Annotated in this window: 25 protein-coding genes and 1 riboswitch; of the genes, 24 read left to right on the plus strand and 1 reads right to left on the minus strand. The window is 54.9% G+C overall.

What is annotated here, in order from left to right:
- The first annotated feature begins 2 nt into the window (after positions 1 to 2).
- From WC184_00810 to WC184_00870, 13 genes are all read left to right on the plus strand, one after another.
- Positions 3 to 554, plus strand: a complete 552-nt coding sequence (locus WC184_00810) for a guanylate kinase (protein MFA7476419.1) — start codon at positions 3 to 5, stop codon at positions 552 to 554.
- Between the two features lie 37 nt (positions 555 to 591).
- Positions 592 to 870, plus strand: a complete 279-nt coding sequence (gene rpoZ / locus WC184_00815) for a DNA-directed RNA polymerase subunit omega (protein MFA7476420.1) — start codon at positions 592 to 594, stop codon at positions 868 to 870.
- A gap of 11 nt (positions 871 to 881) precedes the next feature.
- Positions 882 to 2,123 carry a bifunctional phosphopantothenoylcysteine decarboxylase/phosphopantothenate--cysteine ligase CoaBC gene (gene coaBC, locus WC184_00820; GenBank protein ID MFA7476421.1) on the plus strand — a complete coding sequence of 414 codons (1,242 nt, stop codon included), beginning with the start codon at positions 882 to 884 and terminating at the stop codon, positions 2,121 to 2,123.
- Positions 2,124 to 2,176: 53 nt separating this feature from the next.
- Positions 2,177 to 3,373 carry a methionine adenosyltransferase gene (metK, locus tag WC184_00825; protein ID MFA7476422.1) on the plus strand — a complete coding sequence of 399 codons (1,197 nt, stop codon included), beginning with the start codon at positions 2,177 to 2,179 and terminating at the stop codon, positions 3,371 to 3,373.
- Positions 3,374 to 3,418: 45 nt separating this feature from the next.
- Positions 3,419 to 5,215 carry a hypothetical protein gene (locus WC184_00830; protein ID MFA7476423.1) on the plus strand — a complete coding sequence of 599 codons (1,797 nt, stop codon included), beginning with the start codon at positions 3,419 to 3,421 and terminating at the stop codon, positions 5,213 to 5,215.
- A gap of 45 nt (positions 5,216 to 5,260) precedes the next feature.
- Positions 5,261 to 5,797 carry a peptide deformylase gene (gene def / locus WC184_00835; protein ID MFA7476424.1) on the plus strand — a complete coding sequence of 179 codons (537 nt, stop codon included), beginning with the start codon at positions 5,261 to 5,263 and terminating at the stop codon, positions 5,795 to 5,797.
- Positions 5,798 to 5,833: 36 nt separating this feature from the next.
- Positions 5,834 to 6,697 carry a methionyl-tRNA formyltransferase gene (gene fmt, locus WC184_00840; GenBank protein ID MFA7476425.1) on the plus strand — a complete coding sequence of 288 codons (864 nt, stop codon included), beginning with the start codon at positions 5,834 to 5,836 and terminating at the stop codon, positions 6,695 to 6,697.
- On the plus strand, positions 6,694 to 7,839 hold the full coding sequence (locus WC184_00845) for a transcription antitermination factor NusB (protein MFA7476426.1): 1,146 nt from the start codon (positions 6,694 to 6,696) through the stop codon (positions 7,837 to 7,839). The genes fmt and WC184_00845 overlap by 4 nt, the downstream gene beginning before the upstream one ends.
- A 63-nt stretch (positions 7,840 to 7,902) precedes the next feature.
- Entirely contained in the window at positions 7,903 to 8,376 is a 474-nt protein-coding gene (locus tag WC184_00850; GenBank protein ID MFA7476427.1) for a MogA/MoaB family molybdenum cofactor biosynthesis protein, read from the plus strand.
- Between the two features lie 94 nt (positions 8,377 to 8,470).
- A riboswitch (FMN riboswitch) is annotated at positions 8,471 to 8,596 on the plus strand.
- Positions 8,597 to 8,673: 77 nt separating this feature from the next.
- Positions 8,674 to 9,699: a bifunctional diaminohydroxyphosphoribosylaminopyrimidine deaminase/5-amino-6-(5-phosphoribosylamino)uracil reductase RibD gene (gene ribD, locus WC184_00855; GenBank protein MFA7476428.1), complete on the plus strand. Its 1,026-nt coding sequence runs from the start codon at positions 8,674 to 8,676 to the stop codon at positions 9,697 to 9,699.
- A 17-nt stretch (positions 9,700 to 9,716) separates the two neighbouring features.
- Positions 9,717 to 11,018: a bifunctional 3,4-dihydroxy-2-butanone-4-phosphate synthase/GTP cyclohydrolase II gene (locus WC184_00860; protein MFA7476429.1), complete on the plus strand. Its 1,302-nt coding sequence runs from the start codon at positions 9,717 to 9,719 to the stop codon at positions 11,016 to 11,018.
- A complete protein-coding gene (gene ribH / locus WC184_00865; protein ID MFA7476430.1) occupies positions 10,960 to 11,478 on the plus strand; it encodes a 6,7-dimethyl-8-ribityllumazine synthase in 519 nt (172 codons plus the stop codon). Before WC184_00860 ends, ribH begins: the two co-directional genes overlap by 59 nt.
- A 3-nt stretch (positions 11,479 to 11,481) precedes the next feature.
- Positions 11,482 to 11,691, plus strand: coding sequence for a cold shock domain-containing protein (locus WC184_00870; protein MFA7476431.1), 210 nt, complete (start codon positions 11,482 to 11,484; stop codon positions 11,689 to 11,691).
- A 32-nt stretch (positions 11,692 to 11,723) separates the two neighbouring features.
- Here the strand turns inward: WC184_00870 and WC184_00875 are convergent, their stop codons facing one another.
- The gene (locus WC184_00875) at positions 11,724 to 12,185 is read right to left on the minus strand and encodes a DUF1844 domain-containing protein (protein MFA7476432.1); all 462 of its coding nucleotides are present in this window, start codon (positions 12,183 to 12,185) and stop codon (positions 11,724 to 11,726) included.
- Positions 12,186 to 12,502: 317 nt separating this feature from the next.
- Here WC184_00875 and infC point away from each other — a divergent pair, with 317 nt between their 5' ends.
- The 11 genes from infC to argF all read left to right on the plus strand — a co-directional run bounded on the left by infC (position 12,503) and on the right by argF (position 23,377).
- On the plus strand, positions 12,503 to 13,093 hold the full coding sequence (gene infC, locus WC184_00880) for a translation initiation factor IF-3 (protein ID MFA7476433.1): 591 nt from the start codon (positions 12,503 to 12,505) through the stop codon (positions 13,091 to 13,093).
- Positions 13,094 to 13,189: 96 nt separating this feature from the next.
- Complete coding sequence (gene rpmI, locus WC184_00885; GenBank protein MFA7476434.1) at positions 13,190 to 13,387, plus strand: 50S ribosomal protein L35; 198 nt, start codon at positions 13,190 to 13,192, stop codon at positions 13,385 to 13,387.
- A gap of 49 nt (positions 13,388 to 13,436) precedes the next feature.
- The gene (gene rplT, locus WC184_00890; protein ID MFA7476435.1) at positions 13,437 to 13,808 is read left to right on the plus strand and encodes a 50S ribosomal protein L20; all 372 of its coding nucleotides are present in this window, start codon (positions 13,437 to 13,439) and stop codon (positions 13,806 to 13,808) included.
- A gap of 17 nt (positions 13,809 to 13,825) precedes the next feature.
- The gene (locus tag WC184_00895) at positions 13,826 to 14,653 is read left to right on the plus strand and encodes an RNA methyltransferase (protein MFA7476436.1); all 828 of its coding nucleotides are present in this window, start codon (positions 13,826 to 13,828) and stop codon (positions 14,651 to 14,653) included.
- A 62-nt stretch (positions 14,654 to 14,715) separates the two neighbouring features.
- Positions 14,716 to 15,747 carry a phenylalanine--tRNA ligase subunit alpha gene (gene pheS / locus WC184_00900; protein ID MFA7476437.1) on the plus strand — a complete coding sequence of 344 codons (1,032 nt, stop codon included), beginning with the start codon at positions 14,716 to 14,718 and terminating at the stop codon, positions 15,745 to 15,747.
- A gap of 50 nt (positions 15,748 to 15,797) precedes the next feature.
- Positions 15,798 to 18,149: a phenylalanine--tRNA ligase subunit beta gene (pheT, locus tag WC184_00905; GenBank protein MFA7476438.1), complete on the plus strand. Its 2,352-nt coding sequence runs from the start codon at positions 15,798 to 15,800 to the stop codon at positions 18,147 to 18,149.
- Between the two features lie 39 nt (positions 18,150 to 18,188).
- Positions 18,189 to 19,208 carry an N-acetyl-gamma-glutamyl-phosphate reductase gene (gene argC / locus WC184_00910; protein ID MFA7476439.1) on the plus strand — a complete coding sequence of 340 codons (1,020 nt, stop codon included), beginning with the start codon at positions 18,189 to 18,191 and terminating at the stop codon, positions 19,206 to 19,208.
- Between the two features lie 38 nt (positions 19,209 to 19,246).
- Positions 19,247 to 20,416, plus strand: a complete 1,170-nt coding sequence (gene argJ / locus WC184_00915) for a bifunctional glutamate N-acetyltransferase/amino-acid acetyltransferase ArgJ (protein ID MFA7476440.1) — start codon at positions 19,247 to 19,249, stop codon at positions 20,414 to 20,416.
- Positions 20,413 to 21,288 carry an acetylglutamate kinase gene (gene argB, locus WC184_00920; GenBank protein MFA7476441.1) on the plus strand — a complete coding sequence of 292 codons (876 nt, stop codon included), beginning with the start codon at positions 20,413 to 20,415 and terminating at the stop codon, positions 21,286 to 21,288. Before argJ ends, argB begins: the two co-directional genes overlap by 4 nt.
- Complete coding sequence (locus tag WC184_00925; protein ID MFA7476442.1) at positions 21,285 to 22,487, plus strand: acetylornithine transaminase; 1,203 nt, start codon at positions 21,285 to 21,287, stop codon at positions 22,485 to 22,487. Before argB ends, WC184_00925 begins: the two co-directional genes overlap by 4 nt.
- Positions 22,484 to 23,377 (plus strand): ornithine carbamoyltransferase, encoded by an 894-nt coding sequence (argF, locus tag WC184_00930; GenBank protein ID MFA7476443.1) that lies wholly within the window; start codon positions 22,484 to 22,486, stop codon positions 23,375 to 23,377. The genes WC184_00925 and argF overlap by 4 nt, the downstream gene beginning before the upstream one ends.

The raw sequence follows: 23,377 nt of genomic DNA on the forward strand, positions 1-23,377 counted from the left end.
TTATTCTAGTTGTACTTTCTGGCCCAGGCGGGGTTGGAAAAGGAACGGTTGTGCGCGAGCTGCTGGCCGCCGATAACAATCTTTGGCTTAGTCGTTCGTGGACAACGCGTTCTCGGCGTCCGGGTGAGGCCGCCGATGCTTACCATTTCGTTTCGCCCAAAGAGTTCGACCAACGCATTGCAGAAGGTGGATTCTTAGAGTGGGCCGAGTTTCTGGGTAACAAGTACGGAACTCCTTTGCCGGAACCACCGGCGGGTAAAGACGTACTATTGGAAATAGATGTTCAAGGTGCGCAACAGGTCATCAAAGGTTTTCCTGAAGCTCTATTGATTTTTTTGGAAGTGCCTTCACCTGAGGTTCAAGCGGCTCGGCTGCGTGGTCGTGGCGACAGTGAAGATGCCGTCACACGGCGTATTCAAGTTGCGGCCAAAGAGGCTGCGGCGGGACGAGCCCTGGGGGCCCAACTCGTAATCAACGACGAATTGCACCAGGCGGTGCGCGACATTCAGCGCCTAATAGCTCTGCACCGTGATAGACGAGTGCTCGAACGCTGATAAGCTATTGCCCTAGACCAATTTTTCAGGAGCAATCTTGTCTCAGCAGTACGATTCAATGATGTACCCACGTATCGAGGACCTCCTCGACCGGGCACAAGGTTCGAAGTTTCGCCTGGTTACTTTAGGTGCGCATCGGGCACGCCAAATCAACGCTTACTTTGGTCAGCTTGGTGATGGTCTGGGCACCATGGTGCCGCCACAGGTTGCTTCGGTGGCCCGTAAGCCGCTTTCAATTGCGTTTGAAGAAATTGCGGCCGACAAGATTGTGGCTGTCGACCCCAACGCTAAGACTAAGTCGAAGTCCAACAAGTAATACCCAAGCACGTGTTAAACGGCCGTCGTATCGTTCTTGGCGTCACCGGCGGCATAGCCGCATATAAGGCGATTGAGCTTTGCCGTCGACTGGTAGATGCTGGTGCCCATGTTTCCCCTGTGCTTACCAATGGTGCCAAGCGGTTTGTTGGTGAAACCACCTTTTCGGCTTTAGCTTCCGAACCCGTTCAAAGTTCGTTGTGGAATGAAGCGTCGCCCATTCCACATACCAAGCTTGGCCAAAACGCTGATTTGATCGTGGTGGCGCCAGCTACCGCCAAGGTGATCGCCGATTTACGAGCTGGACGTTCGCACGATCTACTTACGGCCACCTTGTTGGCCACCCGCGCCCCAGTCCTTGTTTGTCCGGCAATGCACACCGAGATGTGGGAACACCCAGCGGTGCAAGACAACCTGAACACTTTGGCGAAGTGGGGCTTCCATATTCTGCCGCCCGAAGAAGGCCGGCTGGCTGGCGGCGATGAGGGTAAAGGCCGTCTGGCCGCCCCTGAAGTAATTTTCGCGGAAATTCAAAGGATCCTCGACCCTGATTCCCAAGGCTCAAACGCCTCCAGTGCCTTGGCCGAGCTGAGCGCCGATCTAGCAGGGCTGAATGTTCTTGTTACTGCTGGCGGAACCCGGGAAGCGATCGACCCAGTGCGTTACATAGGCAATCGTTCATCAGGCAAACAAGGGTTTGCTTTGGTCGAAGAAGCGGTCGCACGTGGCGCCAAAGTGACCTTGGTTTCAACCACCACACCCCCCGCCCAGCTTTCGGCACAGGTAGTGATGGTTGAAACTGCCGACCAGATGCATGCTGCGGTGACCGAGCGGGCCGGTGATAGCGACATTGTGATTATGGCCGCTGCGGTAGCCGATTTTCGCCCTGAAATTGTCGCCCCCGCGAAGATCAAGAAGCACGGTGGACCACCCCAAATCGTCTTGGTGCCTACCGTTGACATCTTGGCCGAGCTCGGAAGTCGTAAACCCGAACGTCAGACGCTGGTGGGTTTCGCCGCTGAAACTACCAACGTGGTAGATAACGCCACCGACAAAATGACTCGTAAAAACGTTGATCTAATTGTGGCCAACGATGTTTCCGCGCCGGGTGTTGGGTTTGAACACGACACCAATTCGGTAGTTATCTTGTCACAAGACGGACGACGAAAAGACGTTGCACTTACCGACAAACGAGCAGTAGCCAAAGCGGTGATTGACGCCGTGGTCGAGCAACGTCAAAGCAACCGCACTTAAGATACGTACCCGAAACCGCCTGAATTGCGCCAACATCTCGCCACAGGAGCACAATGACCTCTTTCATGTTCACCTCGGAGTCGGTCACCGAGGGTCATCCCGACAAGATGGCCGATCAGATTTCCGATGCTGTGCTGGATGCTTTGTTGAGTGAAGACCCAAATAGTCGTGTGGCATGTGAAACATTAGTGACCACCGGTCTTGCCATTGTGGCGGGCGAGATCACCACCAAGGCCTACGCTGATATATCACGAGTGGTGCGCGACACGATTGCGGAAATCGGGTATACCAACGAGTCGTTTGGTTTCGACGCTCGAACCTGCGGTGTGATGGTCACTATCGACGAGCAATCGAGTGACATCGCTCAAGGGGTCGACGCCGCGGAAGAAGTACGATCCGGTAAAGCTGGCGAAGACGAGTTCTTGGACCGTCAAGGTGCTGGCGACCAAGGCATGATGTTCGGCTATGCCTGCGACGACACCGACGTGTTAATGCCGATGCCCATCCACGTGGCTCATCGCATGGCGGAACGATTGGCCGAGGTTCGCAAATCGGGGGTTATTCCTTACCTGCGACCCGATGGCAAAACCCAAGTTTCATTCGAATACGAAAACGGTAAGCCGGTTCGCTTGCGCAACGTAGTAATTTCCACCCAGCACAATGAGGGCATCGACCGCGATTCGATGATCCGTCCCGATCTAATTGATCTGGTTATTCGACCCACCATCCCCGAACAGTTCGCTGATGATGACTATGAAGTCTTTGTGAACCCAACCGGCAAGTTCGTGATTGGTGGCCCGGTCGGTGATGCCGGTTTAACTGGACGAAAGCTGATTGTCGATACCTATGGCGGTATGGGCCGTCATGGTGGTGGAGCGTTTTCGGGTAAAGACCCTTCCAAAGTTGATCGTTCGGCCGCTTATGCAGCTCGTTGGGTGGCCAAGAATGTGGTGGCCTCTGGCGCGGCGGCCCGATGTGAAATTCAGGTGGCCTATGCCATTGGCATGGCACGACCAGTGTCGTTGTTCGTAGAAACCTTCGGCACCGAACAAGTCGATCCGGGTAAGATTCGCGACGCCGTCAGTGAAATTTTTGATCTTCGCCCGGCCGCTATTGTCCGAGATTTAGATCTTTGCCGTCCGATCTACCGTAAGACCGCCGCTTATGGTCACTTTGGACGAGAAGACGACGATTTCACCTGGGAAAAAACGAATCGGGCACCCGATCTTCGTTCCTACCTGGGGCTCTAATTATCGCCCTCCAATTAGAACTACCTCGGTAAATCAGGTTTTCCGGTGGAAAAGCTAACTCCGTCGGAATCTGAGCTGGCCGCAGAACCGGCGGTGACCACACAGGTGGTTCGAGTGCTTCCCGATGTGCCAGCGCTCGATAGAGAGTTTCACTACGAAGTCCCGCCGTCGGTGGCCAGGCTGTCGGTGGGTGACGTGGTTCGAATTCCTCTACGCGGTCGGCGTGTTCGAGGTTGGGTAGTTGGTCTCAACGAAGAACCACCCGATGGCGTTCGGCTCGCTTCGGTAGCTAAACGTTCCGGCTATGGCCCCACACCAGAGCTGGTTGAGTTCTCGACATGGGCGGCTTGGCGTTGGGCTGGTCCAAGAACAGCCTTTATGCGCGCCGCTACACCAGCTCGAAACGTGACCAGCTTGATAACTCACCCCACGAGCGCCCTAAGCTACCCAGTCGCGCTCGAGCATGGTCAACAATCAAGTGTCACTTCTTTCAACCCGGTTTTTGATGCACCCCTCACCTTATTGCGTTTAGGGCCTACGGCTGAACGATTCTCACTAGTCGAAGCAGCCGCTCAAAAAGGCCACGCCCTTATCCTGGTGCCCTCAGTCGCTCAGGCGGCTTCACTTGGTCGTCAATTAACTCGACGTGGCTACCAGCCCGCTGTTTTCCCTAATGACTGGGCCCGAATTCGAGGTGGGGCACCGTTGGTCTTGGGAAGTCGAGCTGCCGCGTTTGCGCCGATGGCTCGACTGGACGCGGTGGTGGTCTTCGATGAACACGACGAGTTGTGGCAGGAAGAAGCGGCTCCCACCTGGCACGCCCGAGAAGTAGTGATTGAACGGGCTCGACGAGCTAATGCACCAGTGGTTCTAGTTTCTCCAACCCCCAGTCTCGAGGCGCTGGACAAATCAGTGTTAAAGAAACAGTCGCGTTCGGCCGAGCGTCGGAGTTGGCCCAAGCTGACCGTTATTGATCGCCGCCACGAAGACCCAAAGCACAAGAGCTTGTGGTCAAGTGAAGTTGTGCCGTATCTGCGGGGGGCCACTCCGGTGGTGTGCGTCTTGAACCGTCTGGGCCGGGCCCGACTCTTGTCGTGTAAAAGCTGCGGAAGCTTAGCCACTTGTGATCAGTGCGGTTCGTCCATGGAACAGATCGAAGTTGATGAACTAAGGTGCCGGCAATGTGGCGAAGTGCGTCCTGTGGTGTGTCAAGGTTGCGGGTCGAGCGGTTTTAAGAACCTGCGAGTTGGCCTCAGCCGTGCGCACGAAGAACTTGAGGCCTTAATTGGTCGTCAAGCAGTTGAAGTCTCAGCAGCTAACCCTCTTCAAACACCTCACGACCACCCAATCTATATTGGTACTGAAGCGGTGTTACACCAGGTCAACCGGGCTGCAACCGTAATTTTCTTGGATTTTGATCAAGAGTTGTTAGCGCCACGATATCGTGCCAGCGAAGAAGCCTTGGCCATGCTTACGCGTGCTGCGCGCCTGGTCGGGCGAAGCCATCCGGTTGGCAATTTGGTGGTGCAGACTCGTTTACCTGATCACGATGTTTTAGCGGCGGTGCGAAACGCTGACCCTGAGCTTTGGTCTATGCCCGAGCTTAAACGCCGACAGGCTCTAGGCTTTCCACCAGCTAAAGCCCTTGCTGAAATCTCGGGTGCGGCGGCCGCTTCTTACATCGACTCACTTGTTGATCGTCACCGGGTGGAAATACTTGGACCGAACGATGGTCGTTGGCTTATTCGCGCTGAAAATTCAGTGGAATTGGCCGATTATTTGGCAAGTCAAACCCGGGTCGAAGGCCGATTACGGATTGCTGTTGACCCCGCCCGGATATGAGCTGGATGAAGCCCGTTTTGGCTTTGGCAAGCTATCGTTAAAGACATGGCAGCCCCGTATGAAATAAGAACCTTTGGTGATCCCGTACTGCGCCGGGTGGCCGATGAAATCACTAATGTGGACGAAAAATTGGTGCGCTTGGTCGAAGACATGGTTCAAACCATGTACGACGCTCCTGGCGTAGGTTTGGCAGCGCCCCAAATCGGCGTTGAACAGCGTCTTTTTGTTTACGACGTCGGCGATGGACCCCAAGCCATAATTAATCCGGTCATCAGCGAATCCGATGGAGAATGGGTTTTTGAAGAAGGCTGTCTATCGGTACCGGGCCTTTCGTGGGAAATTGTGCGTCCCAAAGAGGTCTATCTAACTGGTTACGACCTTGACGGTAATGAAGTCTCCTTTGAGGCCGACGAATATCTGGCGCGGGTCTTCCAACACGAAATGGACCATTTGAACGGGGTCTTGCTAATAGAGCGGTTAGAAAAGGCTGAGCATAAAGCGGCAATGCGAACGCTGCGCGAGCGCGCGTTGGCGCTCGAAGACGCTAAATCCGGTGCTCTTGCCAGCCTGCGTACTCACTAAACCGTGGTCATCCCCGCCCCAAGTAAGCCCCAACGCGTGGTATTTCTCGGTACTCCCGAGGTGGCATGCGAGCCGTTGCGTGCGCTTTATGAAGCTGGTTTCGAAATTCCACTGGTCATAACACGACCTGACAAGCGTCGTGGCCGTGGTAAATCTTTATCTCCCTCGCCCGTTAAAGCCTTGGCGATTGAGCTTGGCCTACCAGTGAGTTCTCAAGTTGATGACGTGCTTACCGTTGGCGCCGAGCTGGGTGTCGTGGTGGCATATGGTCGCATAATCAAGCCCCACATCTTGGACCAGTTGGCCATGATTAACCTGCATTTTTCGCTGCTGCCACGTTGGCGAGGTGCAGCGCCGGTTGAACGAGCCATTCTGGCTGGCGACCACGAGACCGGAGTCTGTGTAATGGAGGTCGACGAAGGGCTCGACACCGGTGGAATCTATCGGCAAGAGACGGTGGTCATTGACGCGAATGAAACGGTTGACGAGCTGCGAGGCAGGCTTTCAAACATCGGGGCCGCGTTGATGGTACAGGCTTTAAGGGACGGACTCGGCGCGCCAAAAGCCCAGGTCGGCGAAATCACCTATGCGGAAAAGCTGAAACCTGAAGAGCTTCAGATCGATTGGTCTAAGTCGGCTCTTGAGATACATCGCCTTGTTCGCCTAGGCGGGGCTTGGACAACACACAGAGGCAAGCGCTTCAAGCTACACACTACTCAACTTATTTCACCTGAGGACCACCAGGAACTTGCCCCCGGTGAAGTTCACCACGACCAAGTTGGTACCGGAGAAGGTGAGTTACGAATGCTCGTTGTCCAGCCGGAAGGCAAAGCCCGACAAGATGCCACATCTTGGCGCAACGGTGCGCGTCTAAGCCCCGGCGAGCTACTCGGAACGTGAAAAAACAAGGTGCCAACGCGCCTGGAGTTGCGGTCCGGCGAGTTGCAATTGAGGCGCTGCAGCGAATAACACAAGAAGGCGCCTATGCCAATCTGGCTTTGCCATCACTTCTGCGAGATTCGGCCCTTGACCAGCGAGATCGCGCTTTCGTAACCGAGCTTGTCTATGGCACGACGCGATACTTGCGGGCTTGTGATTGGATTATTGACCATTACGTGGATCGTGAGCTTGACGCCCCGGTTCGTGCCGCTCTTCGTATCGGTACCTACCAGCTGCATTTTATGAAAGTTGCACCGCACGCCGCAGTTTCGGCCACGGTCGGTGCTGTCAGTACGAAAACTCGGGGCTTCGTTAATGCGGTGCTACGTCGCGTTGCTAAGCATTCTGCGCCGTGGCCAAGCGACGCCGTTCGGCTGAGTTACCCCGATTGGCTAGTTGAGCAGCTAGTTGACGATCTGGGCACGGAATCTGCGATTGCAGCGTTGACCTCGATGAACACGCCCGCACAGCGACACCAACGCGCCGATGGCTACACCCAAGACTTAGCATCGCAATGGGTGAGCGAGTATGTGGGTGCACAAGCTGGAGAATTAGTACTAGATGTTTGCGCCGCGCCTGGTGGCAAAGCAACGGCGATGACTAAGGAGGGTGCCAAGGTCGTGGCGTCCGACCTGCGTCAAAGCCGGGTCTCGCTGGTTGCTTCGAACGTGGCGGCCACCAAGGCAGAAACGGTGCGACCTATCGTCAGTGACGGCACCATCGCGCCGTTTCGAGCCGCGAGCTTCGACCGGGTCTTGCTAGACGCTCCTTGTAGCGGGCTTGGAGTGTTACGGCGTCGAGCCGACGCACGTTGGCGTATAAAACCTGAAGATGTGGAGCGTTTAACCCGGCTTCAGCGCAGCCTAATTGACGAGGCCGTTACGCAGGTCAAGCCTGGCGGCTATCTGTTCTATTCGGTGTGCACGCTTACCAACGCTGAAACGTTAGAGATTGACAACTATTTTGCATCTAAGCATCCGAATTTTGTGCCGCTCGATCGCCCGGATTCGCCTTGGCAACCGTGGGGGAGAGGGGCGCTTTTGTTGCCCCAGGCAGCGAATAGTGATGGCATGTGGGTTTTGGGTCTCAAACGCAATAATTAGCGGTCGCCACACCACCAAGGCAGCCGCTTGGAAGTTCTGTCTAGGCAGAATCAGGATGTAAGCATGGGTTCAGGATTCGAAACAAAAATTGTGACGGTTTCCGACGGTGTCTTCAACCAGGTCCGAGAAGATAAGTCGGCTTTAGCCCTGCGCAGTGCGGTAGAAGCCAGCGGTGCCACGGTTGTAGATACCAAGGTTGTACCTGATGGGATCGAGGTGCTTAGTTCCGTTTTGGTCGACATGGCCGAGGGTTTCAACGGGGTAATTATCACCACCGGTGGAACCGGTTTCGGACCCCGCGACCTGACCCCAGAGGCCACAGCGGCCGTCATAGAGCGTGTGGCACCTGGTTTGGCGGAAGCCACGAGGGCCGTGAACCCCCTTGGGCGTTTGTCGCGAGGAGTTGCGGGCACGATTGGTTCGGCTTTGGTGCTTAACACCCCCGGTAGCCCTGGTGGCGCGGTGGAAGCCTTTGAGGCAGTGGTCGACGTTCTGGGCCATATCGTTGAGCTTCTGGCTGGTCACACACAACATTAGAGCCACCAGGTGTGATCAAGGTCGGTCAACTTTTCGTTCTTCGAGTGCCAAGTTGCCATCCGCCCAAGGTAGGGTAAGTTCACAATTTCATTTTCATGTCTTGCAGGGCAGGGTGAAATTCCTGACCGGTGGTCATAGTCCACGAACCTTCGTCTCGGCGGAGGCCGATCTGGTGGAATTCCAGAACCGACGGTAATAGTCCGGATGGGAGCAAGAGTAGGGAGAGCCCCAAGGCTCCCCTTGCTTGTGCTGTTCGTCCAGCGCTCTGCCTTGTGTTACCGAGAAGGAGGCAGCATTTTGGACGACGAAACTCTCATGCAACAGGCACTAAAAGCTGCTGCTTCCGTTAAAGGTCTGACAGCCCCAAATCCTTGGGTCGGTGCCGTCTTATTGTTGAATGATGGTGCGGTCACCGTAGGTGTAACACATCCCGCGGGCGGACCTCACGCCGAAATTCATGCGCTTGAACAAGCTGGCGATGCTGCTTCGGGTTCAACCATGTTCGTTACCCTCGAGCCTTGTTCTCATTATGGGCGAACTCCACCTTGTGTGGAAGCCATCGTGGCGGCCGGAGTCGCCAAGGTGGTGGTCGCCATGATCGATCCAGATCCACTGGTTGCGGGCCGTGGTGTACAGGCTCTGAGAGAAGCCGGGGTCGAAGTTAAATTAGGTATTGGCGAAACCGAAGCTCAATCGCTGCTGGCCCCGTACATTCACCATCGAGAAACTGGTCGTCCTTATGTGGTGTTGAAAATGGCAGCCAGTCTTGATGGTGGTACGGCGGCCCCCGATTACACCAGCCAGTGGATTACGAGCGCCGTTTCACGACTCGATGTGCATCGTTTACGCGCCCAGAGTGACGCCATTTTGGTGGGGGCTGGAACGGTACGTGCCGATGACCCCGCCCTCACCGTACGGGGCGTAGAATCACCGTTAGAGGGCGTAAGTTATAAGCCGCTTAGGGTGGTGCTTGGCAGCGCCTCAAATGATCGACACGTGCACCCTTGTTTAGAGATGACCGGTCCCCTCGACAAAGTGCTCGACGATCTAGGCCAACGCGGCGTGATCCAGCTGCTAGTTGAGGGTGGCGCCCATGTGGCGGGCGAATTCCACCGAAGCGGCCTGGTGAACCATTACATAATTTATTTGGCGCCCGCCCTCTTTGGTGGCGATGACGCTAGGCCAATCATGAGCGGCGATGGTGCTACCACCATGGATGAGCTGTGGCGAGGCCGCATACTTTCTGCCGAGTTAATCGGTGACGACGTTCGCATCGAATTTGTCCCCGGCGATGCCAAACATTATTCAACCACACTTCTTTGAGCCGAGGAGGCCAGCCCATGAGCGATAACAACACAACCGACGACAACGACTTAACACCTACCTTCGCGCCGATATCCGAGGCCATTGCGGCCATTGGTCGTGGCGAGATTGTGGTCGTGGTCGATGACGAAGACCGCGAGAATGAAGGTGACCTGATCATGGCCGCGGAAGCGGCCACCGCTGAAAAAGTGGCTTTCTTTGTGCGATACACCTCGGGGGTTATTTGTGTGGCTCTAACGGGGGAACGCTGCGACGACTTGGGTTTGCCCCTTATGGTGGCCGACAACACTGAATACCAGCTAACCGCGTTTACCCATTCGGTTGATTACCGTCACGACACGACCACCGGAATATCGGCTGCCGACCGCACAGCCACCATGGTGAATTTGGCCGATCCCACCGTTGCGTGGAGTGATTTCAACCGTCCTGGTCATATTTTCCCGTTGCGTGCCCGGGATGGAGGAGTGTTGAAGCGAGCTGGCCATACTGAAGCGGCCGTCGATTTGGCTCGCCTGGCTGGATTGAACCCGGCTGGAACGTTATGTGAGATTGTGAATGAAGACGGCACCATGGCTCGAGTCCCCGAGCTGCGCGTCTTTGCCAAAGAACACAACTTGTTGATGATCTCTATTGCTGATTTGGTTAAATATCGGCGTCAGCATGAAATGTTGGTGGAAGCAACAGGGCAAGCTCGGGTTCCTACCGAATATGGAACTTTCGTGGCCCATGCTTACCGTTCGGTTCTTGATGGAACAGAACATGTTGCCTTCGTGCGAGGTGAAATCAACGGCGATGAGCCAGTATTGGTTCGAGTGCACTCCGAGTGTCTCACCGGTGACATTTTTGGTTCACTGCGATGCGACTGTGGCCCCCAGCTTCATGCGGCACTGGAACAAATAGCAGCAGCAGGCAGCGGCGTTCTTGTCTACCTGCGTGGGCATGAAGGTCGTGGTATCGGACTTGGCCATAAGCTGCGTGCTTATGGGCTTCAAGACAGCGGCCAAGATACCGTTGACGCCAACCTGTCGCTGGGGTTACCGGTAGACAGTCGCGAGTACGGTATTGGTGCTCAAATCTTGGCTGACCTGGGCGTACAGAAAATGCGAATTCTTACCAACAACCCAGCAAAATATGGTGGATTACAAGGTTTCGGCCTCGAAATCGTGGAACGGGTTCCCATTCAGTCCAAGCCAAACCCCGAGAACATTCGCTATCTTCGTACCAAGCAAGAACGCCTTGGGCATTTACTAGAGGGATTAGATGACGAACCAGAAACAAGCTCCGGCCACCAACCAGTCATGGGTGCCAGCGGTGATTGAAGGCTCACTTGATGGTCGCGGTTTGCGAGTGGCTCTTGTCTGCGGACGTTTCAACGATCTAATCACCGAGCGCTTATTAGCAGGCGCTAAAGGAATGCTCCGCCGTCATGGTGTTGCCGCGGCCGATGTTCATGAGGTTTGGGTGCCAGGAGCATTTGAAATTCCATATGCTGCTGCCACCATCGCCAAAGCCGGTATTGCCGATGCCATCGTGGGCTTAGGCGCAGTGATCCGCGGTGCTACTGGTCATTATGACCAGGTTGCGAATCAGGTGGCCTCTGGTCTACAGAGCGTGTCACTAAGTTCCGGATTACCAGTGGTCTTTGGCGTCCTCACCGTAGACACTATTGAACAAGCCTTGGAACGTGCTGGTACTAAGGCTGGTAATAAAGGTGAAGAGTCGGCCCTGGTCGCAATTGAAATGGCCAACCTATCCCGCGCCATAGCTTCATCGGATTAAGCGATGGAACCTCGTCACGGACAGGTGGCCAGTTTCGATAATCAAGCTGGATACGGCGAACTTATCGACAATCTCGGAAATTCTTGGTTCTTCCACTGCACCGCCATACTCGATGGCAGCCGAACCATTAGCGTGGACAAGTCGGTAACGTTCCGCTTAGTTGCCGGTCGCGTGGGGCGCTGGGAAGCGGCTGAAGTTCAACCGCTTGGTTAGCTAAGGGCGCTAAGCGCTGAATGCGCTAAGTGCTAATCATCATCGGCGTTTCTTAGCGCCGCACTAACCTGCACAAAGGCCATTTGTATCTGGGCCATAGCGTCATTAAGTGTCGATTCGTCGGCGTCGGTTTGGCCCCGCACCACTTCGACTAAGGCCACCAGGGCATCAATGGCCAGCTTTGCTTCGGTCAGATTGGGCTCAGGTGCCGAGAGGTGGATGGCCGCTAGTTCGTAGAGGCCCATGGCATGGTTAGCAATGATGCTGGCGGCTGGGGTTTCCATCATCCGGCCGCGTGCTTCGGTTAGCTCGGCCCACATTTGTACCGTATTGACCTGGTCTTCTTCCGACATGGCGGTAAAGGTGGCCAGATCTTCATCAGACAATGTGGCTAAAAATTCCCGGGTGGCGTCGCTTTGATCCGAGGCTTTGTTATGACTGTCGTCATTGCCTTTGTCGATTGGGTGCTCGCCGTCTGGGGTCCAAATGGTCATAAAATAAAAGGCCTTGTTGGTGGTTGGTTTCTGATTGAACGTGGTTGTTTTCAGCGTTCTCTGATACTCTGGAACGCAAATCTAAAGAGGAAAGTGGGGCTCGGCTCCCACCTGGCCACCAGAGTACTCGCTTCTGAGCCTCTAACAGTGAGCCCAGGTCGATTGATTCGGCGCAACTTCAATAGTTGTGTTCGCGGACGTCGGCTTTCCGACGTCCTTTGCTTTTTTGGCCCTCGCGGTTGAAATGCAAAGTTTGGCAAATGTCCGCTATACGCAATACAAGAGAGGAAATGCGTATCAATGAGGAGTGAACGGCGATAGCAGCGCCAAATACAAACGAGCCAAGGATTAACGAGCGCATTCGTGCTCGTGAAGTGCGTTTGGTAGCCCCCGATGGAGAACAAATCGGAATCAAACCACTTCCCGAGGCCCTGGCAATGGCCCGGGCGTTAGAACTTGACTTGGTAGAAGTGGCCGACCGCGCTAACCCCCCAGTCTGTCGAATAATGGACTATGGGAAGTACAAGTACGAAGCGGCTCAACGCGCTAAAGATTCGCGGCGTAAGAGCACCAACGTCGTGGTGAAGGAAATGAAGTATCGGCCAAAAATCGGCCAAGGCGACTTCGATACCAAAACCCGCAAAGTTGGCAGCTTCTTAGATGAAGGCCACAAGGTTAAAGTCACGATCATGTTCCGAGGTCGTGAGATGCAACACCCCGAGCTGGGCCGCAAGATCTTGGAAGATATTGCTGAAGCAGTAGTAGAGCACGGCCGTGTCGAAGTGTTTCCAAAACTAGATGGACGCAACATGATTATGGTTTTGGCACCCGATAAAAAGGCTCAAGCAGCAGCTGCAAAACGCCAGTCCGAAGACGCATCAGAAGAAGCGCCGCCAGAAGCTAACTAGCGGCACCATTGCCTAACTTGGCAACACAAATTCGATTCACACCGACCAAAGCTTTTTGTTATATCTGAAAGCTTTGGCACAACTATTGAGGTACCTATGCCAAAAATGAAGACCCACCGGGGTGCGGCCAAGCGTTTCAAGGTCACCGGCACGGGCAAAATCATGCGCCGTAAAGCCTTCCGGTCGCACATCCTTGAAAAGAAGTCACCCGCTCGCAAGCGCCGTTTGGCCAGCGAGGCCGAAGTAACTGGCGGCGACGCCAACCACGTCAAGCGCCAGCTCGGCCTGCGCTAATTCGTCCTTTATTCATAAGTATTATTTCCCCTCTTGAAAGGAGCGCTTCATGGCCAGAGTAAAACGCGGCGTAGCAAGCAAGAAACACCGTAAGGCCACGCTCGAGCGTGCCAAGGGTTACTACGGCAACAAGAGTCGCTCGTATCGCGCCGCCAACGAGCAGGTTATGCACTCGTTGCAGTATGCATTCCGCGATCGCCGTGCCCGTAAAGGCGATTTCCGCAAACTGTGGATTCAGCGCATTAACGCGGCGTGCCGCATGAACGACATCAGCTATAGCCGGTTCATTGCCGGTCTGCGCGAGGCTGGCGTCGAAGTTGACCGTAAGGCCTTGGCCGATTTAGCGGTCACCGACTCGGCTGCCTTCGCGGCGCTGGTTGAAACAGCACGTAGCGGTCTCAATAGCGCTGTCGCTTCTTAGCGTATTTTATTAACCCGGTGAGCGGCCTCGTCGCCCAGAACCCACAGATTCGTCGTCTGCGGCGCCTTGCACGGCGCCGCAGAGCGCGTCACGACGAAGGTTTGTATCTAATCGAGGGCCCAGTTTTGGTGCAAGAAGCCTTAGAGCAAGGAACCTTGTTTCAGGCTGTCTATTACGAGCCGCACCAAGAGTATGAGCTCTTGATCAAAGAACTTGGCGCTTGTGGCATTGCGACCTACGAAGTAAGTGCCGGGGTACTTTCTGGAATTACTGATTCGGTTAACCCGCGTCCAATCGTAGGGTTGGCTCATATTCGTGCTTCAGCGGTGGCCGATGTCGTCACTTTGGCACGTGAATCTAAACGCCCACTTCTCGTGCTCGTTGATGTTCGTGATCCGGGCAACGTGGGCACTATCTTGCGTGCCGCAACCGCGTCGGGGGTAGCTGGCGTTGTCTGTTGTGTTGGCACTGTCGACCCCTGGGCACCAAAGGTTGCTCGTTCAGCCGCTGGATCACTGGAAACTATGGCCATCGCGACCGGAGTTAGCCCAAATGAGTTATTACCGCTACTTGCTAGCCAGGGCATACCCACCTTGGCCACGGTTCCCGATGAGGGAAGCTTCTACTTCCAGATTTCATTGGTTGGTTCAGTAGCTATTGTTCTTGGAAACGAGGCGCATGGGCTGGACAGCGAGGTGTTGAGCCAAGTTGATTCGCTGGTCACTATTCCCATGGAAAACAACGCCGAATCATTAAATGTGGCCATGGCGGCATCGGTGTTATGTTTCGAAGCCCAACGGCAACGTTTAACTTCGGGTGCTACACGCGACGTGGCCTCCGCCTAAGTTGGTTTGGTGCATCAAGCGCAATTTGGCGCTATTCCGCCGTGTGACAAGGTGACCTAAAGATGATGAACGAACTGGACGAACTCTTAACCCAAAGCGAAGATTTGCTGCACCAGGTTGATACTTTGAAGGCACTGGGCGAGCTAGAAGCCAAACTGTTGGGCAAGCGCTCAAGCCTGGTGAAGGCCAAAGCCTCACTTGGCGCGTTGCCAGTAGACCAAAGACGAGATGCTGGTCGACGTATAAACGAGGTGCGAACGCTACTGGAAGGTCGTATTGGCGAGCGGCGCCAAGTGCTTGAAGCGGAAGCTCGCCTAGAGCGTTTAGAAGCGGAACGCCTTGACTTAACTGAAGTGATTGGCGCCAATGAGTTGGGTCATTTGCACCTGGTCACTCAAACTCACCAGGAACTGGAAGACGTTTTTGTTGGCATGGGTTTCACGGTGGCGGAAGGGCCCGAGATTGAGACTGAATGGTACAACTTTGGTGCCCTCAACTTCCCGCCTGGGCATCCAGCGCGTGCCATGTACGACACGCTTTACGTTGAGTTTGGCGAACCTGAATCGACTTTGTTGCGCACCCATGTATCACCGGTGCAAATGCGGGTGCTGGAACAGAATGAGCCACCAATTTATGTGGTGTGTCCGGGCCGCGTTTATCGCTCCGACACACCCGACGCCAGCCACATGCCAGTGTTCCACCAAATCGAAGGTTTGGTAGTCGATCGCAATATTTCGATGGCTGACTTGGCGGGCACCCTCGAAGCTTTTACGACTGCTTACTTCGGTGGCGCTATCCACGCTCGATTGCGGCCCTCGTATTTTCCTTTTACTGAGCCATCTGCTGAGTTTGATATAACCTGCACGATTTGTTCCGGCGATGGCTGTCAGACTTGCAAGCGAACTGGCTGGATTGAACTTGGGGGCTGCGGCATGGTCCACCCCAATGTGTTACGAAACGGCGGGTTAGACTCCGAAGAGTATTCTGGGTTTGCCTTTGGTTTCGGCACCGACCGCTTGTCTCTCATGCGTCACGGTATTAGCGACCTTAGAGATATGTTCACAAACGACATCCGATTCTTGGAACAGTTCTAGCCCGTGTCGATTTCAGTTCGATCGTTATTTTCATCTCCTGAGGTTTCGAAATGAAGGTGTTGCATTCATGGCTCCGCGAGTTCGCGCCCATTCCTGAGAATCCAGATCTGGTTGCCCAGGCATTAAATGAGTTGGGAACTGCGGTTGAGTCACAAGAAAACCTGGGGGCTGATCTCGACGGCATTGTGGTGGCCAAGGTTTTGAACCTGCGGAAGCATCCCGAGGCAGATCGAATTCAGCTAGTAGACGTGGATATGGGTGACGGTGAGGCGCTTCAGATTGCCTGTGGGGCCTTCAACATGGCGGTCGGTGATTTAGTCCCGTTGGCCACCCTTGGCACTGTCATGCCAAATGGTATGGAGATCGCCCGACGCAAAATGCGAGGCGAATGGTCAAATGGCATGTTGTGTTCGGGTAGCGAGTTGGGGCTCGGTGATGATCACAGCGGCATAATGGTGCTGCCAAGCTCCGCGGAAATTGGTACCGATGTGAAGGTGGCGCTCGGTATCGAAGCCGATGTGCTCTTCGACTTGGAAGTAAACCCCAACCGGCCCGATGCTATGTCAGTGGCGGGAATCGCCCGCGACCTGGCTGCTTGGTTCAAAATTCCATTTTCGTTACCTAATCCGCGGGTGAATGCAACCTCAAGCAGCGAGGCGCTAGCGCCAACGGAAGTTTTGGCACCCGAACTCTGCGGTCGTTTTCTGACCCGAGTGTTTCGCAATGTCAAAGTGGGCGAATCACCTGATTGGCTGGCTAAACGCCTGCTAGCGCTGGGTATGCGCCCGATAAATTCGTTGGTCGACATTTCAAACTATGTGATGTTGGAGTTGGGCCAACCGAATCACCCTTACGACCTGGCGCGTCTGGGTGGCGGTGGGCTGCGGGTGCGTCGCGCCCATGCTGGCGAATCGATCGTAACTTTAGATGACCTCACACGTTCATTGACCGAGGCTGATCTTCTTATCACTGATCTCCATGATCGCCCCATGGGTATTGCCGGGGTGATGGGTGCCGAAGCGGCCGAGGTTAGCGGTAACACCACCGACGTTCTTTTAGAAATGGCCTGGTTTGACCCCATCAGTGTGGCTCAGACCTCTCGACGATTAGGGTTACGCACCGAGGCTTCGGCACGATTTGAAAAGGGCACCGACCCTAATATGGTCGAGCTAGCGGCCCTTCGTTTTGCTGAACTTTTGGGCGATGGTGGCGAACTTCTCGACGAAGTTGGTGATGTCGTTGGTGCGTTGCCAACGCGGGAGCGAGTAGAGGTTCGCACCAGCCGTGTGAACCAGGTCCTTGGAACACAGCTATCAACAGCCACGATTTCTGAGCTAATTACGCCCATTGGTTTTGCCAACGAAGCGCTTGATGGTGAGCGCCTTTCGGTACAGATTCCAAGCTGGAGGCCTGATTCTTCCAGTGAGATCGATGTAGTCGAAGAGATTGCACGGATGTATGGCTATTCAAAGATTGAACGTACCGTGCCACGCTCTCCGATCAATGGTGGCCTGACCAAGCGTCAAAGAGACGTGCGTCTGGTTCGAAATGCGATGGTCGGTTTGGGGTTCAGCGAAGTCATGCCGATACCGTTTCTCGCCCCCGGAGACCTGGAAGCAGCGAAACTCAGCGACGAGCCGATCATGGTTGCGAACCCCCTGGTAGCCGAAGAATCGGTAATGCGAACGTCTCTATTGCCTGGCTTAGCCAAGGTTTTGTCCTACAACGCGTCTCACCGCCGTGGCGACATTGCGGTATTTGAGATTGGTCACGTGTTCAATCGGCCCACTAATCGCAACGCCGAACTACCCCTCGAGACAGAACGTTTGGCCATGGCTATGGGGGCACAAGAAGCTCCTAGTGTGGTGAAGATTTGGCGCGGCTTAGCCTCACACTTGGGTATTGCTTTTTCGCTAGAGTCAGCTTCAGTCCCTGGACTCCACCCAACCCGCAGCGCCCAAATAGTGGTTCAAGACCAGGTAATTGGGATGATTGGTGAGGTCGACCCCGACGTGCTGCGACATTATGAAGTTCCAGGTCGGGTAGCTTACGCCGATGTTGACCTAGATCAATTGCTGGCACGACGTTTGGCCACTCAGCAATATTTACCGGTCCGTTTATATCCTTCCAGCGACCTCGATTTGGCCTTTGAGCTTGATGACGACACACCGGCCTCAGCGCTAGAGGCGATTCTGCGCCGTAGCGCTGGTGAGCTGTTAGTTTCTCTGGAACTTTTTGATGTCTTTCGTGGCGGGTCAGTTCCAACCGGTCGTCGTTCACTGGCGTATCGACTACGTTTTCAAGCCGCCGATCATACCTTGGGAGAGGCGGAGATTACCGAGCTGCGCACACGTATAATCCGCGCTGTAGAGCACCAACTTCCAGCAACTTTACGAAGCTAATACATTGTGCATCGCGATGCACAGTGTATGCTCAAGCTTGTGAAGAGAGTAGGTATTATCGGTGCGTCGGGTTATACCGGTGCCGAGCTATTGAGGTTGTTGGCCACGCATCCGGGCTTTGAAGTGGCCTTTGCCACCGGTGACAGCCAGGCTGGTAACGCGGTGGCAAGCTTGTACCCGTCACTGGCAGCTGCTTATCCGTCCCTCGTGTTCGAAGGTTGGGATCAGCGTCTCCTCGACCAAGTTGACCTGGTGTTTTTAGGTCTGCCACACGGAGCTTCGCAAAGTATTGTGCCCAGCCTGTTAGATCGAAACATCCAAGTTTTGGATCTCTCTGCCGACTTTCGTCTGCCCGAGGCTGAGCTGTATGAGCGTTGGTACGGTGAAGCCCATAAAGTGCCGCAGCTGCTCGATCGTTTCGTGTATGGCCTGCCAGAACTATTTCGAGACTCAATTACCGGTGCCCAAAACGTTGCGGTGCCAGGGTGTTACCCAACGTCGGCCAATTTGGGTTTGGCACCTTTTGCTCGTGCCGGGGCAATTGAATTAAACGGCATCATTGTGGATGCCGTCTCGGGTGTTTCGGGCGCCGGTCGGCCACCAAAGCCAAACACTACGTTTTGTGCTGTTGATGAAAACTTCAACGCTTATGGACTCTTAGACCATCGCCACACCGCCGAAATCGATTTGGTGCTCGGCGCAACGGTTCTCTTCACGCCACATCTGGCGCCGATGAACCGTGGAATTTTGGCTACTTGTTACGCGAGGCCAACCGGTGGACTAGCAACTTCGGCCGATGCGCTAGAGCTCCTCCAAGAGTTCTATGCCGATGAACCATTTGTGGTTGTTTCCCCAAATTCACCTTCCACCAAGGCAACTTTAGGGGCCAACACGGCGCATATCACCGCCCGTATCGATCCTCGAACTGGCTGGTTAATGGTCATTACCGCCATTGACAACCTGGTAAAAGGCGCTTCTGGTCAAGCCATCCAATGCGCCAACATTCTCAATAATTACGAAGAGACCTTAGGGCTGCCACGAGTTGGCCTTAATCCGTAAGCCTACTTTTCGAGCCAATTTCATTTAGGAGATCGCAAATGAGTGTGACCGCTGCTCGGGGCTTTATGGCCGCTGGGGCTGCTGTTGGCATTAAAGCTGGCGGTGAAAAAGATCTAGCGCTAGTTGCCACCGATGACCACCAACCGGTGCCCACCGCTGCTGTATTCACCCAAAACAAGATGACGGCGGCCCCGGTGGTTACCAGCCGAAAGCACTTAGAAACGACCGGGGGTATGGCCACCTCTGTGATAATAAATAGTGGCAATGCCAATGCTGCGACAGGTCAAGCTGGTCTCGACCATGCCAAACGCATGTGTGATGGGGTGGCTCGACAACTATCAATTCCACCTGAACAGGTACTGGTCTGCTCCACCGGACTCATCAGTATTCCACTGCCAATCGAAGTAATAGAGGCAGGCATTCCGAACCTGACCCAATCATTAGGTGCCACCGATCTCTCCGCCAGCGATGCTGCCACGGCCATCATGACCACCGATACCCATCCCAAAACATCGGTCGTCGAAAGCACCGGATTTGTGGTGGGAGGTATGGCTAAAGGTGCCGCCATGTTGGCCCCCAATATGGCCACCATGTTGGCGGTGTTAACCACCGATGCCGAAGCAAGCCCCGACGAACTAAAAGCGGCCCTGGTAGCAGCTCTTCCAGTTTCTTTCAACGCCCTTAGCGTCGACGGTGCCACTTCAACCAACGACACCGTAATCTTGATGGCAAGTGGTCGTGCCGGTCGCGTTGACTACAAGGCCCTGCATGAGGCCGTCGCTAAGGTTTGTGCTGATCTGGCGGGTCAGATGGCTGGTGATGCTGAGGGCGCCACCAAGGTGGTACGACTTTGGGTAACCGGTGCTGCTAACAACGAGGAGGCGGCGGTGGCCGCCCGGCAGGTGGCTGAAAGCCAATTGGTTAAGTGCTCTTGGTACGGCCAAGACCCGTATTGGGGTCGGATCGCTTCAGAGTTGGGTTCAAGTGGTGTTGAATTTGACCCGAATCAGCTCACCATCACCTATGGCGGAACGTTGGTTGCCTCCGGGGGTGTTTCAATTGTGCATGACGAAGAAAAGGTACGGTCACATATGGCAGAACGCCACCTAGAAATTGTGGCTGACCTGGGGCTTGGCCAAGGCTCGGCAACCATTTTGACCAACGATCTTACGCACGCCTACATCGACGAGAACATGGGTACCTCATGACTCAAAACGCCATCAGCCCCGACATTAAAGCCGAAATCCTGCTCGAAGCACTGCCATGGATTCAGGAATTTCGCGACAAAGTCGTGGTGGTGAAATTCGGTGGCAATGCTATGGGCGACGAGGCGCTATCGCGGTCGTTCGCCCAAGATATCGTGCTAATGCATTCGGTGGGTATCAAACCAGTCGTGGTCCATGGAGGTGGCCCCCAGATTGGTGCCCTCATGAACCGACTAGGCAAAGAGCCCGAGTTCCGTGATGGTTTGCGTGTGACTGACGCTGAAACTCTCGACATTGCTCGGATGGTGTTGGTCGGTAAAATTAGCCGCGACATAGTGTCGTCGATGAACGTTTATGGCCCTATTGCGGTAGGAGTTTCAGGTGAAGACGCCGGATTGATTACTGCTGGGGCGCGAAGCCCCGAGCTTGGTTTTGTAGGCGATGTGGTGGGTGTAAACCCCACCATTTTGCTGCGACTCTTAGCTGAGGGTTTAGTACCGGTTGTCTCAACCATCGGTGCCGATGACTCGGGCCAGGCCTATAACATCAATGCCGACACCGTCGCTGGTGCCATTGCCGTGTCGCTCGACGCCGAAAAAGTTGTTTACCTTACTGATATTGAAGGCTTGCGTTCTAACGTCGAGGACGACAGTTCGCTCATCAGGCGCATCAGCTCGGCTGACTTGGCAGCACTGGTCGAATCAAAAGTCGTCACCGGCGGCATGATTCCCAAGGTGGCGGCATGTATTGATGCTGCCGAAGCAGGCGTTCGCTCAGCCCACATGGTCGATGGCCGGATTCCCCACGTATTGCTGATCGAAATTTTCACTAACCATGGGATCGGCACCATGGTCACCAAGGAGGCCCCAAAATGAGCCAAAGCAACCTCGCGGCCCAAACCCATGCCCAGGCTATGGGCAATACCGATCTCACGAGTTGTCCTTTTATGCCCACCTATGGTGCACCCTCTGTCATGTTTGTGCGGGGTGAAGGTTCGTGGTTGTGGGACCGTAACGGCAAGAAGTATCTCGACTTCCTATCTGGTTTGGCCGTTACCTCGCTTGGCCACGCTCATCCGGCGGTGGCCGAAGCCATCAGTCAGCAAGCCAATACGCTTTTGCATGTCTCCAACCTATTTGGCACCGAAGTTGGCCCCCAGGTTGCCGTCACGCTCGACCGGCTCTTGGGCGGTGACGGACAAGTGTTTTTCACGAACTCTGGCGCCGAAGCGAACGAAGCGGCTATCAAGCTAGCCCGCAAGTGGGGCGGACATGGTCGTTACCAGATTGTTAGCGCCTATGGATCTTTCCACGGCCGTACCTTGGCTACTTTGCATGCCACTGGCCAACCAGCCAAATGGGAGGGGTTTACTCCGCTGCCAGATGGCTTCCGTCATGTGGCTTGGGACGATTTAGAGGCGCTCGATGCTGCTATTGATCCAAGTGTGGCTGCGGTTTTACTGGAACCAATTCAAGGTGAGGGCGGAGTGAACCCTGCTTCGTCCGAATATTTACAAGGTGTGCGTCGAATTTGTGATGAGCGTGGCGTGCTATTGATATTCGACGAGGTACAAACCGGCCTGGGGCGCACCGGCGAGTGGTTCGGGCACCAAGCAAGCGGGGTTAAACCCGACATTGTGAGCGTGGCCAAGGCTTTAGGCAACGGTATGCCCGTGGGTGCCGCCTGGGCACGCCGCGACGTTGCTCAGGCGTTCGAACCGGGTGACCACGGCACCACTTATGGCGGTCAACCGTTGGCTATGGCGGCGGCTCGGGCAGTACTGGCAGTGATGGAAGCCGAAAATGTACCCGTTCGGGCTAAACGCGCTGGCGCTTTACTCAGTGAGCAAGCACTTGCTTTGCCGGGGGTTGTCTCGGTGCGGGGTGCTGGCCTGCTGCTAGGTCTTGAGCTTGAAGGCGACATCGACGCCAAAATTGTGGCGGCCCAAGCGCTAGAGGCTGGCCTGGTAGTGAATGCTGTTACGCCAACCACCATTCGTTTGGCCCCATCGCTCTTAGTCACTGACGAGGAAATTCACACCGCAGTAAACGTTCTAGGCCAGGTAATTGGATGAGACACTTTTTAGAAATCGACGATCTTTCGACTGAAGAGCTGTGGGAAGTGTTGCGGCTAGCGAAAGAAACCCATCCGGCCCCGGTGTTAGCCGGTCAGGGTGGAGCGTTACTCTTTGAGAAGCCATCACTTCGTACCCGCAATTCAATGGAGATGGCCACAGTGGCTCTAGGCGGTCACCCGATATCGGTTATGGCCGATGAGGTGGGCCTAGACACGCGGGAATCAGTTGAAGACGTGACTCGTACCTTGGCTGGGTATCACGCCTTTATCGGGGCCCGAGTCTTCAATCACCAGCACCTTGAGCGCATGGTGGCTGTAAACCAGCTGCCCATTGTGAACTTGTTGTCTGATGCCGCCCATCCCATGCAGGCCTTAGCCGATCTTCTCACCATCGAAGACCACTTCGGTGCCCTAGACGTTTCGGTGGCCTATATCGGTGATGCCAATAATGTGGCGCGTTCGTTGGCCATTGCCACCCTAATGACCGGTGGCACCTTCACAATTGCTGCCCCCGAGGACTATAGCTTCAGCGATTCTGATGCTGAATACATATCAAAGCATGGCCGCTTCACCCAAACCACCTCGCCGGCAGAGGCGGTTGTCGGAGCTCACGTTATCTACACCGATGTCTGGACCTCCATGGGTCAAGAAGTGGAACGTGCCGCACGTTTAGCGGCGTTCAGCAATTTCACGATCACAGAAACATTGCTCGAACATAGCGCTGCGAACTCCATATTCTTGCACTGCCTGCCCGCGCACCGCGGCGAAGAGGTGTCTGAAGCGGTACTTGAAGGTGAGCGTTCAAAAGTATGGGCACAGGCTGAAAATCGGATGCATGCTGCCCGAGGATTACTGTGGTGGTTAATGTCGCAGCAGAAAGGCGCTTAG

Source organism: Acidimicrobiia bacterium, from assembly GCA_041676705.1.
Taxonomy (GTDB): domain Bacteria; phylum Actinomycetota; class Acidimicrobiia; order Acidimicrobiales; family SKKL01; genus Actinomarinicola.

Bases quoted from the DNA above. Each gene is read 5' to 3' on its own strand.
- def (MFA7476424.1), top strand. From the start codon at position 5,261: ATGGCAGCCCCGTATGAAATAAGAACCTTTGGTGATCCCGTACTGCGC.
- WC184_00860 (MFA7476429.1), top strand. From the start codon at position 9,717: ATGAGCGATAACAACACAACCGACGACAACGACTTAACACCTACCTTC.
- rpmI (MFA7476434.1), top strand. From the start codon at position 13,190: ATGCCAAAAATGAAGACCCACCGGGGTGCGGCCAAGCGTTTCAAGGTC.
- WC184_00875 (MFA7476432.1), bottom strand. From the start codon at position 12,185: ATGACCATTTGGACCCCAGACGGCGAGCACCCAATCGACAAAGGCAAT.
- pheS (MFA7476437.1), top strand. From the start codon at position 14,716: ATGATGAACGAACTGGACGAACTCTTAACCCAAAGCGAAGATTTGCTG.
- WC184_00870 (MFA7476431.1), top strand. From the start codon at position 11,482: ATGGAACCTCGTCACGGACAGGTGGCCAGTTTCGATAATCAAGCTGGA.
- pheT (MFA7476438.1), top strand. From the start codon at position 15,798: ATGAAGGTGTTGCATTCATGGCTCCGCGAGTTCGCGCCCATTCCTGAG.
- WC184_00925 (MFA7476442.1), top strand. From the start codon at position 21,285: ATGAGCCAAAGCAACCTCGCGGCCCAAACCCATGCCCAGGCTATGGGC.
- metK (MFA7476422.1), top strand. From the start codon at position 2,177: ATGACCTCTTTCATGTTCACCTCGGAGTCGGTCACCGAGGGTCATCCC.
- argJ (MFA7476440.1), top strand. From the start codon at position 19,247: ATGAGTGTGACCGCTGCTCGGGGCTTTATGGCCGCTGGGGCTGCTGTT.
- argF (MFA7476443.1), top strand. From the start codon at position 22,484: ATGAGACACTTTTTAGAAATCGACGATCTTTCGACTGAAGAGCTGTGG.
- argB (MFA7476441.1), top strand. From the start codon at position 20,413: ATGACTCAAAACGCCATCAGCCCCGACATTAAAGCCGAAATCCTGCTC.
- rplT (MFA7476435.1), top strand. From the start codon at position 13,437: ATGGCCAGAGTAAAACGCGGCGTAGCAAGCAAGAAACACCGTAAGGCC.
- WC184_00850 (MFA7476427.1), top strand. From the start codon at position 7,903: ATGGGTTCAGGATTCGAAACAAAAATTGTGACGGTTTCCGACGGTGTC.
- ribH (MFA7476430.1), top strand. From the start codon at position 10,960: ATGACGAACCAGAAACAAGCTCCGGCCACCAACCAGTCATGGGTGCCA.